Here is a 15,553-nt window from a genome sequence, read left to right as displayed (position 1 = left end):
CAGGTGAACCGATGGACTATACGAACCTCTTCCGCCTGGACGGCAAACACGCGCTGGTGGTCGGCGCCGGCAGCGGTATCGGCCGCGAGAGCGCCCGGGCGCTGGCCGCGCACGGTGCACGTGTGACCTGCGCGGACCGCGACCTGATAGCCGCGCAGGAAACAGCCGCCGATGCCGTCGGTGAGATGACGGCGTACGAATTGGATGTGCTCGACGACGTGGCGATCGAGCGGGCTGTTGCCGACCTGGATCGTGTTGACGTGTTGGTGTTCACGGCGGCAACGAACGTGCGGAAGCGAATCCTCGACTACACCGGCGACGAGTTCGACCGGGTGGTGTCGCTCAACCTGCGGGCCTCCTTCCAGTTGATCCGTGCGTTCGGACGCGGCATGGCGGAGCGCGGGAGCGGCAGCATCATCGGGTTCAGCTCGATCCGTGGTACGACGGTCGAGCCGGGCCAATCGGTGTACGCGGCAACAAAAGCCGGTCTCGTCCAACTGCTGCGGACCGCAGCCGCCGAGCTCGGCCCGTCCGGCGTCCGCGCGAACGCGATCGCTCCAGGCGTCGTCGAAACCCCGCTGACCGCTCAGATCAAGGCCGATCCAGCCTGGTACGACGCCTACGCACAGAAGGGCGCCCTCGGCCGCTGGGCCCGCCCGGACGAACTCGCCGGCGCGGTCGTCTACCTCGCCTCGGACGCGGCGAGCTTCGTGACCGGGAGCATCCTCGCGGTCGACGGCGGCTGGACCGCGGTCGACGGCCGCTTCGAACCACCGAACTGATTCGCCGACCGGATGGAGCGCAGATGAGTCTCGCCGACCTGACCGCAACCGAGCTGCTGGCGAAGTACCGCGACGGCTCGCTGTCACCCGTCGAGGTCATTGCCGATGTCCTCGATCGGGTGTCCGCTCTCGAACCACAGCTCTGTGCGCTCTACGCATTGGACCCGGACGGCGCCCGCGCGGCGGCACACGAGTCGGAGCAGCGGTGGCGGAACGGTACCGCTGGCGCGCTCGACGGCGTACCGGTCACGGTCAAGGAGAACATCGCGACGCGCGGAACGCCCGTACCGCAAGGAACTGCGGCGACCATGCTCGTCCCGGCCGCGGAAGACGCACCCGCGGCGGCACGGTTGCGGGCCGCCGGTGCGGTGATCTTCAGCAAGACGACGATGCCGGAGTACGGGATGTTGTCGTCCGGGGTGTCGACGTTCCACCGGTTGACGCGCAACCCGTGGGACGTGTCGAAGACGGCCGGCGGTTCGAGCGCGGGCGCGGCGGCTGCGGCGGCGGCCGGGTACGGGCCGATCCACGTCGGCACGGACATCGGCGGATCGATCCGCTTGCCCGCCGGGTGGTGCGGCCTGGTCGGCCTCAAACCTACCCACGGCCGGATCGCCGTCGGAACTCCGTACGCCGGCCGCGCGATCGGCCCACTGGCCCGTACGGCGGACGACGCGGCGCTGGCGTTGACGGTGATGCAGGGCTACGACCCGCGTGACCACACCTCGATCCCACCGGCGTCGGACGTGTTCGACGTACAACTGAAAGGCCTGCGCGTCGCGCTGCTCCTCGACGCCGGCGTGGGCCTTCCGGTGGACCCCGAGATCACCGCCGCCGTCTCGTCCACCGCCTCCGTACTCGAACAAGCAGGCGCGATCATCGACCCGATCCCGCCCGTCATCACGCGCGAAATGCTCGACGGTCTCGACCGCTTCTGGCGCATCCGCTCCGCCACCGACATCGCCGCACTCCCCGAGGAACGCCGAGCCAAGGTCCTACCCCAGATCCGCCAATGGGTCGCCACCGCCGCCGACCTGACCGCCTCGGACGTCTTCCACGGCTACACCCAGATGTCCGCCATGGCGTCCGCTGTCACCGAGGTCTTCAAGCATTACGACGTGATCCTGTCACCCGTAGCCCCCATCACAGCCTTCCCCGCCGAACTCGCCTACCCCACCGACGACCCGGCAAAGCCCTTCGAACACATAGCCTTCACCGTCCCCTACAACATGTCCCACCACCCCGCCACCACCGTCAACGCCGGCTACTCGACAGCAGGCCTACCCATCGGCGCCCAACTAGCCGTCCCCCACCACCAGGACCTGCAGGCACTAGCCCTGGCCGCCTACCTACAATCCCGCTCGGCCCGGCAACCGTGGCCCACGCTTGCGTAGCCCGCACACGTGGTCAGTGCATGTAGAGGCCGCCGTCCACGTTGAGGGTTTGGCCGGTTATGTAGGGGGTGGCGTCCGAGACCAGGAAGGCGATGGCGGTGGCTACGTCTTGGGGGGTGCCCAGTTGGTTGACGACGAGATCGGTGGTCAGGGCGGTGCGGCGTTCGGGGGTCAAGGGGCCGCCCATGATGTCGGTGTCGATCGGGCCGGGGGCGATGGCGTTCACGGTGATCCGGTGCGTGGACCAACGTCTTGACAGGGTTGTGCAAGTTGCCGCAATGTTGAGGAAACATTGGTGCAACCTTCAGGAGCCTTCGTGAACCCGACCCTGACCGACGTCGCGCAGCGCGCGGGTGTGTCGTTGTCCACCGCGTCGCGGGCGTTCAGCGACCCGGATCGGATCGGCCGGGACACGCTACGGCGGATCGTCACGGCGGCCGAGGAGATCGGGTACGTCGCCTCGGCGGGCCGGCGGTCCCGGGCCGGTGGACTGCCGACGCGGTCGGCGACCGTCGCGATCATCGTGCCGGACATCGGTAACCCGGTGTTCGCGAGCTTCGTGAAGGCGGCCCAGGCGCACGGGTGGAACCGGCGGCAGACCGTCGTACTGACCGACACCGACGGCAGCCCGGACCGCGAGCGCGAGATCATCGGGGAACTTCATGAGCGCGTCGACGGCTTCATCGTCTGCTCGCCGCGGCTCCCCGCGCACGACATCGCCGAGCTGTGCGGGGACACGCCGCTGGTACTGGTCAACCGCACCAGTGACGAGACCAACAGCGTCGTACCGGACGCCGCCGACGGCCTGCGGCAGGCGCTGGAGTACTTGCGCGTCCTCGGTCACGAGCACGTCGCCTACGCGCAAGGTTCACCGCTGTCCTGGTCGAACCAGAACCGGGTCGACGCGATCCAGCACCTCGCCGAGCAGTCCGACATCGAGCTCGAACTGATCGGCTGGCAGGCCGAAACCGTGGCGGGTGGTCAGGCCGCCGCCGCGAGTGTCGTGGCCTCCGGTGCGACCGCCGTGATCGCACACAACGACCTGATGGCGCTGGGAATCATGGCCGGCGCGACCGCGCTGGGTATCGAGGTTCCAGGCGACCTGAGCATCATCGGCGTCGACGACACGCCGCTCGCGGAGGTCGCCCGGCCGACGTTGACGAGCATCCAGGTGCCGATGTCGCGGGCGGGCGTCATGAGTGTTGACATGTTGCACCAGCAACTCACGGCCGATCTCGGCCAGTCCGCGGTCGAGCCGCGCGTCGTCACGCTGCCGACGCAGCTCGTGGTGCGCCAGAGCACCGGCCCGGTGGCCGGCTGGACGCCGGCGCGCCGCGAGCGGAGCGACAGATGAGAGTCGTCGTCACCGACCCGAACCTCCTGCCGTTGCGGGACGAGTTCGAAGAGTTGTTGCCCAAGGCCACGGAAGTGGTCTGGTTGCCCGACCAGCTGCTCGGTGCGCTGCGAACGGCCGACGTACTGGTCGGACCAGCATTCACGCCGGAGATGGCTGGCGCGGCTGGACGGCTCCGACTGGTCCAGGTCGCCGGCGCCGGCACCGATCGGATCGAGGCGCCGGGCGTCCCGGTCGCGAACACGTACCACCACGAGGACTCGATCGCGGAGTACATCGTCTGGGCGTTGATCGGCCTGCGCCGCGAGCTGCCCGCTGCCGATGCCGCCCTGCGCCGGGACCGCTGGCGTTCGAATGTCTACAATCCATCAATCCGGCAACCGGAGACGCTGGGCAGTGCGCGGGTCGGCTTCCTCGGCTTCGGGCACATCGGCCGTGCGACCTGGCGTCTGCTGCGGGCGTTCGGCGTGCAGGCGTGGGCCGTCACCGCGAGCGGTCGGACCGAGGGTGCCGGGCTCAACTGGGCAGGCGACACGAGCCAGCTCGATCGCTTGCTCGACGAGTCCGACACGCTCGTCGTCTCCGCCCCACTGACCCACACGACGCGCGGCATCATCGGCGCCCCCGAACTCGAGCGCCTCGGACCCAACGGCGTACTCGTGAACGTCGCCCGCGGACCACTCGTCAAGCAGCGGCCGCTGTACGACGCGCTGCGGGACAGAACGATCCGCGCCGCCGCCCTCGACGTCTGGTACTCGTACCCCGAAACCGGCGACCAGGCAGCCCCCGCCGACGTCCCGTTCGGCGAGCTCGACAACGTACTGCTGACGCCACATCTGTCCGGGATCACCCGGCAGACGTTCCGCCGCCGCATCGAGGACATCGCCGCCAACGTCCACGCCCTTGCCAATGGCAACGAACTGCGCAACGTAGTGAGGCACTGACATGACCGATCGCATCATCGCCGCCGACGTCATCCTGACCAGCCCCGGCCGCAACTACGTCACGCTGAAACTCCGGACTGCTGACGGCCTCACCGGGTACGGCGACGCCACCGTCAACGGGCGCGAACTCGCCGCCGCGAGCTACCTGCGCGACCACGTCGCGCCGTTGCTCATCGGCCTGGATCCGGCGCGGATCGAGGACACCTGGCAGTACCTGTACCGCGGGGCGTACTGGCGGCGGGGTCCGATCACGATGGCGGCGATCAGCGCGGTCGACCTTGCGCTCTGGGACATCAAGGGCAGGACTGCCGGGCTGCCCGTGTATCAGCTGCTCGGCGGCGCCGTCCGCGACCGGGTCCTCGCATACACGCACGCCTCTGCCTGGGAACTGCCCGCGTTGCTCGACGCGGTCGACGCGCGGCGTGCCGACGGCTTCCGGGCCGTCCGTGCGCAGTCCGGCGTACCAGGGCTGGAGACCGTGTACGGCGTGCACGCCGGCGGTGGATACGAGCCCGCCAAGCGGGGCGCCGTACCGGTAACGGAGTCGTGGGACACCGACGCGTACCTACGGCACGTTCCTGACGTTCTCAACGCCGTCCGCCAACACGTTGGGCCTGAGCTGGCCTTGCTGCACGACGCGCATCACCGGCTGACCCCGCAGCAGGCCGCACGGCTCGGAAAGTCCGTCGAGCCGGCGGACCTGTTCTGGCTGGAGGACGTGACACCGGCGGAGAATCAGGACGCCCTCCGGCTGGTGCGGCAGCACACCACCACGCCGCTGGCGATCGGCGAGGTCTTCAACTCGATCTACGACTGCAAGGACCTGATCACCGAGCAGCTGATCGACTACATCCGGGTCGCGGTCGCGCACGCCGGCGGAATCAGCCACCTGCGCAGCATCTTCGCGCTCGCCGACCTGTACCAGGTGAAGGCCGCACCGCACGGGCCGTCGGACGTGTCACCGGTCTCGTTCGGCGCGAGCGTGCACGTCGGATTGTCGACCGTCAACTTCGGCATCCAGGAGTACATGGGGTACGACGCCCTCGCCCACGAGGTGTTTCCGCACTCGTGGTCGTTCGCGGACGGCTACCTGCACCCGGGGGAGGCGCCGGGCCTCGGCGTCGAGGTGGACGAGGCGCTGGCCGCGAAGTTCCCGTACGAACCGGCGTACTTGCCCGTCGCGCGCCGCCTCGACGGCAGCATGACCGACTGGTGACCGCGATGAAGCGCACAACCGTCGCCAAGCATCTACTGACCGACGGACCGGTCGGTACGGGCATCGTGCATTTGGGCCTCGGCAACTTCCACCGCGCGCATCAGGCCGTCTACACCGCTCAGGCGGGCGACGGCTGGGGAATCCTCGGCGTCGCGAGCCGTTCTACGGCTGTTGCCGACGCGATGAACGCCCAGGACGGCCTGTACTCGGTGCTGGAACTGTCGCCCGAAGGATCCTCGATCAGCGTCCCGGGCGTTCACACCGGCGCGATCGTTGCTGCCGGCAACCCGGCCGCGGTGGTCGACGCGATCGCGGCCGCGGAGACCCGGATCGTGTCCACAACGGTCACCGAACACGGCTACTGCATGGATCCCGGCACCCACCGCCTCGACCTCAACCGGGTTGCCGCGGACCTGCACGCGACACCGCAGACCGTCATCGGCCAGCTCGGCCGCGCCCTGGAACGCCGTGCGGCCACGCATCGGGCGCCGATCACCGTCCTGAACTGCGACAACATGCAGTCGAACGGCGCACAGACACGCAGCCTCGTCCTGGAGTTCCTGCAGGCGGCCGGATCGACCGCGATCGACTGGGTCGCCGAGCACGTCACGTTCCCGAACTCGATGGTCGACCGGATCGTCCCAGCGACCACGGAGGCGTACCGGGAGACGGCGGCCCAGCTGTTGGGCGTGCACGATCGCATCCCGGTACCGGCCGAGCCGTTCACGATGTGGGTGATGGAGGACCGCTTCGCGGCCGGGCGTCCGGCCTGGGAACGCGGTGGCGCGAGCTTCTCCGCCGAGGTCGAGGCCTACGAACTACTCAAGCTGCGGCTGCTGAACGGTACGCATTCACTGATCGCGTACCTCGGTGCCCTCGACGGCCACGCGACGATCCCGGACGCGCGGGGCGCCGACTTCATCGAGGCCGCCGCCCGTGCGGTGCTCGAGGACGACTACCTGCCGACGGTGACGCTGCCACAGGGTTTCGAGCTGAAGCCGTACGTCGACTCGTTGTTCGATCGTTGGTCGAACCACTCACTCGGCCACCGCACCCAACAGGTCGGCAGCGACGGCTCGGTCAAACTCCCGCAACGGATCCCCGAACCGGCCCGGCAGCTGCTCGCTCAGGGCGAGATGCCCGAGCACCTCGCGCTGACCGTCGCGGCGTGGATCTGTTGCGTCGTACCCCTTCCCGGCTTCGACCCGGGGCCGCACGCCCGGACGATGGTCGATCCGGCCCGCGAGCGACTCGGAGCGCTCGCGGCGGACTCCCGCAGTACCGAGGACCTGGTACGCACCGTTCTCACCCAGGTCTTTCCCACTGAACTTGCCGAGAGCAATGACTTTGCCCGGCGTGTTGCCGAGTACGTCGCCGTCGTCATCCGCGACGGCGTCCGCACCGCGGCCCGGATGGCCGCGCGCTCCCGAACGTCCCGGCCGCAAGCCTCGCCCGCGGCCTGAGACCCCGAAGGATCCGCCATGGAAACGAGCACTTCACACCCGGAGCCATCCCGCCAGGAGGTCCGGAGGGCCGCGCTCGCCGGCCTGATCGGCACCGCCCTCGAACAGTACGACTTCGTCATCTACGGGACCGCGTCGGCGCTGGTCTTCAGCCATCTGTTCTTCCCCAACATCTCGGCGACGGCGGGCCTGCTCGCCAGCTTCAGCGCCTACGCGGTCGGGTTCTGCGCCCGCCCCCTCGGCGGCTTCTTTTTCTCGCGGTACGGCGATCGCCTCGGGCGCAAGTGGATCCTGGTGGCCACGTTGACCCTGATGGGCGTCGCGACGATGGCGATCGGCGTGCTGCCGACGTACGAATCGGTGGGTGTCTGGGCGCCGATCCTGCTCGTCCTGAGCCGCTTCCTGCAGGGCTTCGGGGCCGGTGCGGAGCAGTCCGGCGGCGCCACGCTGCTCACCGAGACCGCGGCCCGGGGCAAGCGCGGGCGGCTCGCAGCGCTGGTGATGACCGGCGCGGCCGCTGGTACGGCGCTCGGCGCCGGGGCGTGGGCGCTCGTCCAGTTGCTGCCCGACGACCAGCTGATGTCGTGGGGCTGGCGCGTGGTGTTCCTCAGTAGCGCCTTCGTCACGATCGCGGCGTACATCCTGCGCCGGCGGCTCAAGGAGACGCCGGTGTTCACCGAGATCAAGGCCGAGCGTGCGGCCGCTGCCGCGCCGGTGCGCGAGGTGTTCCGGAACGGGAAGAAGGCCGTTGCCCTGGTCACCTTGATGACGGTCGGCCTGAGCGTCCAGTCGTACACGTACCAGGTGTTCATGGCGTCGTACCTCAAGGGCACGGTGAAGATCGACGCGCAGACCGTACCGGAGATCCTGCTGGTGGGAGCGATCTTCGGCGGTATCGGCGCGATCGTGCTGGGGTACCTGTCGGACCTGTTCGGACGGCGGCCGGTGTTCCTCGGTATCACCGGACTGCTGCTCCTGTTGCCGGTTCCGACGTTCATTGCCCTGAGCACCGGAAACCTGGCCGTCATCTATCTCGCCATGATCGTCGGCTTCGTGTTCGCCTGCCAGGGCGGGGTCGCCGTGACGATGAGCTACTTCCCGGAGCTGTTCGGCAGCCGGTACCGGTACGCCGGGGTCACGCTCGGCCGCGAGTTCGCCGCCGTCCTCGGCGGTGGGTTCGCGCCTTTGATCGCGGTCGCGCTGATGGGTGCCTTCGACTCGTGGGTACCGGTCGCGATCTACATGACGGTCGCGATGGCGATCACGTTCGGTGCCGGGCTGCTCGCGCCGGAGACCAAGGACCGCGACCTGCTCGCACCGGAGAACGCCACAGACGGCACGCTGGTTACCAGTACGGCAACCGCTACCGCCACAGCCTGAGGGAGAACCATGAAGGCAATCGTCATCCGGGAGAAGCTCGAACTCGTCGAGGTCGAGGTGCCGACGCCGGAGCCGCGGGCCGGGCAGGTTCGGCTCCGGATGGCGTACGGCGGGATCTGCGGATCGGACCTGCACTACTACCATGAGGGTGCCAACGGCTCGTTCGTCGTGCGCGAGCCATTGGTCCCCGGCCACGAGCTGTCCGGCACCGTCGATCTCGATCCATCGGGCGAGCTGGCCCCCGGTACGCCGGTCACGATCCATCCGGCGACCTTCGGGACACCGTCGCCGGGGATCGAGGACCGGCCGCATCTGTGGCCGAACGGCGCCTACTTGGGGAGCGCGTCGACCTGGCCGCACACCCAGGGCGGGATGAGCGAGTTCGTTGTCGTCAGCAAGGACATGCTGCGGCCGCTGCCGGGTTCGCTACCGCTGCGCCGCGCCGCCCTGGCCGAACCGCTGGGCGTCGCGTTGCACGCGCTCGAGATTGCGGGCGCGGTGAAGGGCCGGCGGGTGCTGGTCTCCGGTGCGGGTGCAATCGGATTGCTGACAGTCTCCGCGGCTGTCCTCGCCGGTGCGACCGAGGTCGTCGCGACCGACGTACTCCCCGGACCACTGCAGCGAGCCAGGCAGGTCGGCGCGCACCGCACGGTCCAGATCGGCAGCGACGAGATCCCGTCGGAGTACTTCGACACCGTCTTCGAGTGCACCGCCGTCCCGGCCGCCCTGACCGCCGCACTTGCCGCCGCCTGCCGCGGCGCCATCGTCGTACTGGTCGGAATCCCCGCCGACGAACCCCGTCCCGTGAACCTCGCCCCGATCGTCTCTCGCGAACTCCAACTGCGCGGCACGCTCCGCTTCAACAACGAAATCGACCACGCGATCGAACTGTTGGACGCCCATCCGCACCTCGAGCAGATCGTCACCCACGAATACCCAGCCGATCACGCCGTGGAAGCCTTCGCCACCGCCTCCGATTCCGACGCATCCGGGAAGGTTCTGCTGTCGCTCTGGCTGTAGCACTCCAGGCGTGCAGCAGCGAGACGACCGCGACCACGGCGATGAGCGACGGAATGCTCATCCAACCGAAGCGAAGGTAGGCGCGGACACCGATCCACGACCCGACCGTCCCGCCCAGGACCGCGACGGTCATGTATGCCGTGTTGAGCCTGCTGCGCAGCTCGGGCTGCAGCGCGAAGATCCGCGTCTGGTTCGCGACCTGTCCGGACTGCACCGCGACGTCGAGCAGAAGCATGCCGACGGCGACGCCAACGAGACCGACGACGCCACCCGCGACCGCGGCCGTGAGCACCGCCGCGGCAATGATCGCGCCGAGGAAGCTCGCGCGGCTGACCGCGTCCGGCCCGCGGCGGTCCGCCCACCGACCGGCCCAGGCGGTAGCGAACGCGCTCGCGGCGCCCACCAACGCGATCAGCCCGACGACGCTCGCACTCAGTCGGTACGTCGGGCCGGTGATCAACAGCGCAAGGCTGGTCCAAGCGGCGGTGAACCCGCCGAACATCAAACCCTGGTACAAGCTCGACCGCCGCAACTCCGGCTCTTTCAAGAACAGCCGCACCGGCCGACCGAGCAATGCCAGGTAGCTGTCCCGTGACGCCGGTACGGTCACGGGCAACGCTCGGGCGAGCACCACGGCCAGTGTCGCAGCCAGCAAAGCGCTGACGAGGTACGGCGCTCGCCACCCGAGCCAGTCGCCGAGCAGACCGCCGAACGCACGAGCCAGCAGGATTCCTGTGAGCAGCCCGGACAGCAACAACCCGGTCACCGCGCCGCGACGTTCCGGTGCCACAAGGCTCGCAGCGAACGGGAGCAGCACCTGCGGCACGACGGTCGCCATCCCGACCACGACGGCGGCTCCGAGGAGTACCGGCGGACTCGGCGCCGCGCCCGCGACGATCAGAGCGAGCGCCGTGACGGCAAGCAGTACGGTCACGAAACGACGGTGGACGAGACGGTCTCCGAGCGGTACGAGCAAGGCGATGCCCGCGGCATACCCGAACTGTGTTGCCGTCGGCACCAAGGCCGCCGTCGCCGTACTGACGTCGAGGCCACGCGCGATCAGCGGCGTGATCGCCTGTGGGAAGTACACATTGCTGACGCCGACCCCGCACGCGGCCGCCAGCAGAACGAGGAGGGACCTTGGCATGACGCACCTCTTCAAGGAACCGGTTTGACTGGTTCCAAGGACGGTACCAGTCAAACCGGTTCCGGGGTACCATGAATTCATGGAGCAACGATTCCGGCAGGGCGCCGGCCGGCTGTGCTTGGATTTCGTCCGCACCCTGCGGCTGCGCGGTACGCCGGAGGTCGCGGAAGAGCTGACCGACGGAGGCGCGCTGGCCGCTTGGGTGACGCAGCTCGGCCCGGTCGCGCCGAAGCCCGGCAGTGTTCCGTCGCCGTCGCAGGTCGGTCAGGCGCAAGCGTTGCGGGAGAGTGTGTACGAGCTACTCGGTGCGGCCCGAGCGGGCGGTGTGGCGGGCGCTTCGCAGGCGGCCCGCAACCGGGTCAACCGTGCGGCGGCCGAGCCGGTGCCACAGCCCCGGTTGGACTCGACGGGCGCGCTGCGGTGGCAGGCGGACGATCCGGTGACCGCCGTCCTCTCGCTGGTTGCCCGGGACGTCCTGGACCTGGTCACCTCCCCGGCTGCGCTGGCTCGGATCCGCGACTGCGCCAACCCCGACTGTGGCGCCGTCTTCCTCGACAACTCCCGCCCCGGCACCCGCCGCTGGTGCTCGATGGACACCTGCGGCAACCTCTCCAAGAAGGCCACCTTCCGCAGCCGCCACTCCGGTTAACCGACAGTGCTTTCGCGGATCTGGAGGGTGTAGCCGGCGGGGAGTTCGGCCGGTGCGGAGCGGTCGCCGTCGAGGCGGTTGAGGAGGAGCCGGACGGCGTCCTTGGCGATCTGGGTCTTGTCCGGGCTGATCGTCGTGAGGCTGGGGGTGCTGTAGCGGCCGTCCTCGATGTCATCGAAGCCGACCAGCGCGATGTCGTCGGGGACCCGCAAGCCGCGGCTGAGGATCGTACGGAGCGCGCCGAGTGCGAGCAGATCGTTGTAGCAGAAGACCGCGTCGGGCGGCTGCGGGAGGGCGAGCAAATCGGCCATCGCGGCCGCGCCGTCGGCGCGATGGAAGAACTCGGTGGGCCGCATGAGTTCCGGTACGATCTCCCGCCCGGCTGCCTGCAGCGCGGATCGGTAGCCCTGGGTTCGCAGTTGACCGGTCTGCCGGGTCTCGTCGAACTGGTCGCCGATCGCCGCGATCCGCTGCCGGCCCAGCTCGATCAGGTGCCGGGTCGCGAGCTCCGCGGCGCCGACGTTGTCGATCATGATGTGGTCGAGCCCGCCCTCGACGACGCGCTCACCGAGCAGCACGACCGGCGTCGACGACGGCCGGTTGCGCAGGTCGGCGCCGCCGAGCGCGAGCGGGTTGAAGATCAGCCCGTCGAACATCGCCGCCCGGTTGCCGCGCATCACCAGTTCCCGCTCGCGGACCGGGTCGCCGTCGGTCTGGTCGACCACGACCGTGTATCCGGCGGCGGCAGCCTGCTCGATCACGGCCCGGGTGAGCTCGGCGAAGTACGGTACGTCGAGCTCGGGCAGGACCAGGGCGATCAGCCCGGAGCGGCCGTTGCGCAGGGTCCGGGCGACCGCGTTCGGCTGGTACCCGAGTTCGTCGAGGGCCCGCTGTACCCGCGCCCTGGTCTCGGGCGCGACCTGCGGGAAGTCGTTGACGACGTTCGACACCGTCCGGACCGAGACGCCGGCCCGTTCGGCGACCTCGCGGAGTGTGGCGGCCACCCTGCACCTCGATCCTCTGAACTCTTGACACTTGCAACGTTGCAAGTTTAGCGTCTCGGGCATAACTTGCAACGTTGCAAGCACCACAAAGTCATGAAGGACCACACCATGACCACTCTTGTTTCGCGTCGCAGCCTCTTCCGTGGTGCCGGCGCCGCGCTGGTCGCCGGAGGCCTCGCCGCCTGCGCCCCGGGCACCACCACCGGCAACAAGGCGCTGCCGACCACCAGCGCGACCAAGCCACCGTCCGGTGAGATCACCATCTGGGATCGCACGGGCGATCTGTACAAGGTGTTCGACAAGGCGATCGCGTCGTTCACGGCGAAGTACCCGCAGGTGAAGGTCAACCATGTCGCGGTCGACATCAACGCCAAGCTCCCGTCGACCCTGATCAGCGGCGCCGGCGTGCCGGACGGCGCGTTCTACGACGACGCGCTGCTCACCGGCGTCGCACCGCACCTGTACGACCTCAGCGGGCTGATCGAGCAGTACAAGACGGACATCGCGCCGTACAAGCTCGGCGTGGTGACCGTCGACGGGAAGGTCGTCGCGGTGCCGTGGGACCTGGACCCCGGCCTGCTGTTCTACCGCGAGGACATCGTCAGCCAGGCCGGTGTGGAGATCGGCGGACTGTCGACGTTCGACAACCTGCTCGAGGCCGCGCGGACGGTCCGGGAGAAGTTCCCGCAGGCGAAGCCGATCCACCTCGAGAACGACCAGTTCCTCGGGCAGCTGTGGATGGACATGTTCGCGAACCAGCAGGGCGGTGCGATGGTCGCCGCGGACGGCAAGTTGACGATCGACTCCGATCCGTACCGCAACGCACTCACCTGGCTGGACAAGGTGCGGTCCGAGCGGCTGGGAACGCTCGCGAAGTACACCCAGCCGACCGATCTGCAGACGCAGGACAACGGCACCCAGGTGTTCGTACCGTGGGCGCAGTGGTTCGTGTTCGCGCCGCAGCAGTTGCTGAAGGCAAGTAAGGGGAAGTGGCGCGCGACCGCGCTGCCCGCGTGGCAGGCCGGCGGTGCGCGGGCGGGGGTGATGGGCGGCTCGTCGTTCGTCATCCCGGGCAAGGCGAAGAATCCCGAGCTGGCCTGGCGGTTGTACGAGCACCTGGTCTTCAGCAAGGAGGGGTACACCACGGTCTACGGGGCGAACGACGTGTACCCGGGCGGCCTGAACACGTCGATCCCGTCGTACCTGCCGGCGCTCGATCCTGAGGCGCCGCTGTTCAAGCCGCTCGAGGCACTCGGTGGTCAGGACCTCTGGAAGGTCGCGGTCGAGGCGGGCAAGCAGGTGCCGGGCGGCTACACGATTCCCACCTGGTGGGGGAAGGCCGTCGACTACTTCGGCGTCAACGTACAGAAGCTGCTGGTCGGGCAGATGAGTCCGGACGAGGTGCTCAAGACCTCGGCGTCGCAGATCCAGAAGAACCTGATGGGTCCCAGCTGAATGGCGACGCTCACCGAAGCGACCACGACCCGGCGGGCCGCACACCGGGTACGGCGGCGCCGGATCCCGGTGGCGCCGTACCTGTTCGTCGCGCCGTTCGTCCTGGTCTTCGCCGCGTTCAGCGCGTACCCGATCTTCTTCGCGCTCCAGCTGAGCTTCACGAACTGGCACGGCGCCGGCGCACTGAAGATCGTCGGGCTCGCCAACTACCGGTACCTGTTGACCAGCCCCGACTTCTGGCAGTCGATGGCGACCTCCGGTGTGCTCTGGCTGCTCGTCGTACCGGCGCAGGTGCTGCTCGCGCTGACAATCGCGGTCGCGTTGCGCAAGGCAAGGTTCCGCGGGGTGTTCAGCGCCGCGCTGATCGCGCCGTTCGTGACGCCGCTGGTCGCGATGGCACAGGTGTGGATCATCCTGTTCGACAAGGACTTCGGTGCGGTGAACCACGGATTGTCGGCGCTCGGATTGCCGGCCATCGGCTGGTTGACAACCGCCGCCGGCGCAAAGGTGACGGTCGCCCTGCTCGTGCTGTGGCGAACGACCGGGTACGCCGTCATCTTGTTGCTGGCCGGATTGTCGACCATCCCCTCCGACGTCTACGAGGCGGCGACGATCGACGGCGCCGGCGCGTGGCACCAGTTCTGGTCGATCACCGTGCCGCTGGTGACGCGGACGTTGAGCTTCGTCGTCGTGATCGGCACGCTGACCGTCTTCCAGCTGTTCGCCGAGCCGTACGTCGTGACCGGCGGTGGACCGTTCAACGCGACCAGGACCGCCGGGCTGTACCTCTACAAGCACATCACGAACTCCGACCTCGGGCTCGGGGCCGCGAACTCGATGCTGCTCGTGCTGATGGTGCTCGCGTTGTCGCTCGCGTCGATCCGCCTGCTGCGCTCCCGGGAGGACTCATGAAACCCGGCCGCTACGGTCTGCTGACGCTCGCCGGCCTGATCAGCCTCGCACCGCTGCTGTGGATGGCGGTCTCGTCGCTGAAGCCCGGTGCGGACATCATCTCGAGCCCGTTCAGCTTCGACCCGAGCCACCTGACGCTGACCAACTTCCGGACGATGCTGGACACGATCCCGATCGGCACCGGATTCCGGAACACCGCGATCGTCGTCCTGCTGAAGGGCGCGCTGACGATGCTCTTCTGCCCGATGGCGGGATTCGCGTTCGCGAAGTACACGTTCCCCGGCAAGCGGGTGCTGTTCGCGACCGTACTGACCACGCTGATGCTGCCGACCCTCGTGCTGCTGATCCCGTTGCTGCTGGAGATGAGCCAGCTCGGCTGGGTGAGCACGTTCCAGGCGCTGATCCTGCCCGGCGCGATCGACGCGTTCGGGGTGTTCTGGATGCGGCAGGTGATCCTGGCGATCCCGGACGAGCTGCTCGATGCGGCCCGGGTCGACGGCGCCGGTGAGCTGCGGATCTTCACCAGCATCGTGCTGCCGGTGATCCGGCCGGGCCTGGCGGCGCTCGGCGTACTGACTTTCATCAACATCTACAACGACTTCGTCTGGCCCGTGGTCGCGGTGAACGACGAGCAGCACCAGACCCTGCAGGTGATGCTCTCGGCGCTCGCCCAGAACATCCGCTCGGGTCAGCTCGGCGCGGACTGGACCAGCGTCTGGGGTCAGTTGCTCGCGGCAAGCACCGTGGCGGCGATCCCGGTGCTGATCGTGTTCGTCGTACTGCAACGTCACCTGATCAAAGGCGTCATGGCCGGCAGCTTGAAAGGCTGACTC

At 68.7% G+C, this 15,553-nt stretch carries 15 protein-coding genes; 12 read left to right on the top strand and 3 right to left on the bottom strand.

What is annotated here, in order from left to right; genetic code table 11:
• Window positions 1-11: 11 nt before the first annotated feature.
• Together FB475_RS02370 and FB475_RS02365 are read left to right on the top strand one after the other, a co-directional pair.
• Complete coding sequence (locus tag FB475_RS02370; protein WP_141852100.1) at window positions 12-782, top strand: SDR family NAD(P)-dependent oxidoreductase; 771 nt, start codon at window positions 12-14, stop codon at window positions 780-782.
• Between the two features lie 23 nt (window positions 783-805).
• Entirely contained in the window at window positions 806-2,176 is a 1,371-nt protein-coding gene (locus tag FB475_RS02365) for an amidase (RefSeq protein WP_141852098.1), read from the top strand.
• Between the two features lie 13 nt (window positions 2,177-2,189).
• Here FB475_RS02365 and FB475_RS02360 read toward each other — a convergent pair whose 3' ends face one another.
• On the bottom strand, window positions 2,190-2,477 hold the full coding sequence (locus tag FB475_RS02360; RefSeq protein WP_141852096.1) for an SDR family oxidoreductase: 288 nt from the start codon (window positions 2,475-2,477) through the stop codon (window positions 2,190-2,192).
• 15 nt (window positions 2,478-2,492) lie between these two features.
• Between FB475_RS02360 and FB475_RS02355 the strand changes: the two genes are divergently transcribed.
• From FB475_RS02355 to FB475_RS02330, 6 genes are read left to right on the top strand one after another with little or no spacing between them, the layout of a single operon-like run.
• Complete coding sequence (locus tag FB475_RS02355) at window positions 2,493-3,530, top strand: LacI family DNA-binding transcriptional regulator (protein ID WP_141852094.1); 1,038 nt, start codon at window positions 2,493-2,495, stop codon at window positions 3,528-3,530.
• Window positions 3,527-4,474 carry a 2-hydroxyacid dehydrogenase gene (locus FB475_RS02350; protein ID WP_141852091.1) on the top strand — a complete coding sequence of 316 codons (948 nt, stop codon included), beginning with the start codon at window positions 3,527-3,529 and terminating at the stop codon, window positions 4,472-4,474. Before FB475_RS02355 ends, FB475_RS02350 begins: the two co-directional genes overlap by 4 nt.
• 1 nt (window position 4,475) lies before the next feature.
• Window positions 4,476-5,690 carry a D-mannonate dehydratase ManD gene (gene manD / locus FB475_RS02345; RefSeq protein ID WP_141852089.1) on the top strand — a complete coding sequence of 405 codons (1,215 nt, stop codon included), beginning with the start codon at window positions 4,476-4,478 and terminating at the stop codon, window positions 5,688-5,690.
• Between the two features lie 5 nt (window positions 5,691-5,695).
• Complete coding sequence (locus FB475_RS02340; protein WP_141852087.1) at window positions 5,696-7,153, top strand: mannitol dehydrogenase family protein; 1,458 nt, start codon at window positions 5,696-5,698, stop codon at window positions 7,151-7,153.
• A gap of 18 nt (window positions 7,154-7,171) precedes the next feature.
• Window positions 7,172-8,533, top strand: a complete 1,362-nt coding sequence (locus FB475_RS02335; protein WP_141852086.1) for an MFS transporter — start codon at window positions 7,172-7,174, stop codon at window positions 8,531-8,533.
• Between the two features lie 9 nt (window positions 8,534-8,542).
• Entirely contained in the window at window positions 8,543-9,553 is a 1,011-nt protein-coding gene (locus FB475_RS02330) for a zinc-binding dehydrogenase (RefSeq protein ID WP_141852084.1), read from the top strand.
• Here the strand turns inward: FB475_RS02330 and FB475_RS02325 are convergent.
• Complete coding sequence (locus FB475_RS02325; protein WP_141852082.1) at window positions 9,456-10,700, bottom strand: MFS transporter; 1,245 nt, start codon at window positions 10,698-10,700, stop codon at window positions 9,456-9,458. The two genes, FB475_RS02330 and FB475_RS02325, sit on opposite strands and share 98 nt — an antisense overlap.
• A gap of 79 nt (window positions 10,701-10,779) precedes the next feature.
• Here FB475_RS02325 and FB475_RS02320 point away from each other — a divergent pair, with 79 nt between their 5' ends.
• A complete protein-coding gene (locus FB475_RS02320; protein WP_141852080.1) occupies window positions 10,780-11,349 on the top strand; it encodes a CGNR zinc finger domain-containing protein in 570 nt (189 codons plus the stop codon).
• Here the strand turns inward: FB475_RS02320 and FB475_RS02315 are convergent.
• Window positions 11,346-12,353, bottom strand: coding sequence for a LacI family DNA-binding transcriptional regulator (locus FB475_RS02315; RefSeq protein WP_141852078.1), 1,008 nt, complete (start codon window positions 12,351-12,353; stop codon window positions 11,346-11,348). The genes FB475_RS02320 and FB475_RS02315 overlap by 4 nt on opposite strands.
• A 108-nt stretch (window positions 12,354-12,461) precedes the next feature.
• Here FB475_RS02315 and FB475_RS02310 point away from each other — a divergent pair, with 108 nt between their 5' ends.
• Genes FB475_RS02310 through FB475_RS02300 form a run of 3 tightly spaced genes read left to right on the top strand, consistent with a single transcriptional unit; the run spans window position 12,462 to window position 15,550 of the window.
• Window positions 12,462-13,808 (top strand): ABC transporter substrate-binding protein, encoded by a 1,347-nt coding sequence (locus FB475_RS02310; protein WP_141852076.1) that lies wholly within the window; start codon window positions 12,462-12,464, stop codon window positions 13,806-13,808.
• The gene (locus FB475_RS02305; protein ID WP_141852074.1) at window positions 13,809-14,720 is read left to right on the top strand and encodes a carbohydrate ABC transporter permease; all 912 of its coding nucleotides are present in this window, start codon (window positions 13,809-13,811) and stop codon (window positions 14,718-14,720) included.
• Entirely contained in the window at window positions 14,717-15,550 is an 834-nt protein-coding gene (locus tag FB475_RS02300) for a carbohydrate ABC transporter permease (protein ID WP_141852071.1), read from the top strand. The genes FB475_RS02305 and FB475_RS02300 overlap by 4 nt, the downstream gene beginning before the upstream one ends.
• Window positions 15,551-15,553 lie beyond the last annotated feature (3 nt).

This window comes from Kribbella jejuensis (assembly GCF_006715085.1).
Lineage (GTDB): Bacteria > Actinomycetota > Actinomycetes > Propionibacteriales > Kribbellaceae > Kribbella > Kribbella jejuensis.
Note: the sequence above shows the minus strand (reverse complement) of the source record. Positions and strands in the feature narration are given on the sequence as shown.

Excerpts from the sequence above, each read along its gene's own strand:
- FB475_RS02350 (WP_141852091.1), top strand. The coding sequence starts at position 3,527 with ATGAGAGTCGTCGTCACCGACCCGAACCTCCTGCCGTTGCGGGACGAG.
- FB475_RS02325 (WP_141852082.1), bottom strand. The coding sequence starts at position 10,700 with ATGCCAAGGTCCCTCCTCGTTCTGCTGGCGGCCGCGTGCGGGGTCGGC.
- manD (WP_141852089.1), top strand. The coding sequence starts at position 4,476 with ATGACCGATCGCATCATCGCCGCCGACGTCATCCTGACCAGCCCCGGC.
- FB475_RS02305 (WP_141852074.1), top strand. The coding sequence starts at position 13,809 with ATGGCGACGCTCACCGAAGCGACCACGACCCGGCGGGCCGCACACCGG.
- FB475_RS02365 (WP_141852098.1), top strand. The coding sequence starts at position 806 with ATGAGTCTCGCCGACCTGACCGCAACCGAGCTGCTGGCGAAGTACCGC.
- FB475_RS02310 (WP_141852076.1), top strand. The coding sequence starts at position 12,462 with ATGACCACTCTTGTTTCGCGTCGCAGCCTCTTCCGTGGTGCCGGCGCC.
- FB475_RS02340 (WP_141852087.1), top strand. The coding sequence starts at position 5,696 with ATGAAGCGCACAACCGTCGCCAAGCATCTACTGACCGACGGACCGGTC.
- FB475_RS02300 (WP_141852071.1), top strand. The coding sequence starts at position 14,717 with ATGAAACCCGGCCGCTACGGTCTGCTGACGCTCGCCGGCCTGATCAGC.
- FB475_RS02335 (WP_141852086.1), top strand. The coding sequence starts at position 7,172 with ATGGAAACGAGCACTTCACACCCGGAGCCATCCCGCCAGGAGGTCCGG.
- FB475_RS02320 (WP_141852080.1), top strand. The coding sequence starts at position 10,780 with ATGGAGCAACGATTCCGGCAGGGCGCCGGCCGGCTGTGCTTGGATTTC.
- FB475_RS02330 (WP_141852084.1), top strand. The coding sequence starts at position 8,543 with ATGAAGGCAATCGTCATCCGGGAGAAGCTCGAACTCGTCGAGGTCGAG.
- FB475_RS02370 (WP_141852100.1), top strand. The coding sequence starts at position 12 with ATGGACTATACGAACCTCTTCCGCCTGGACGGCAAACACGCGCTGGTG.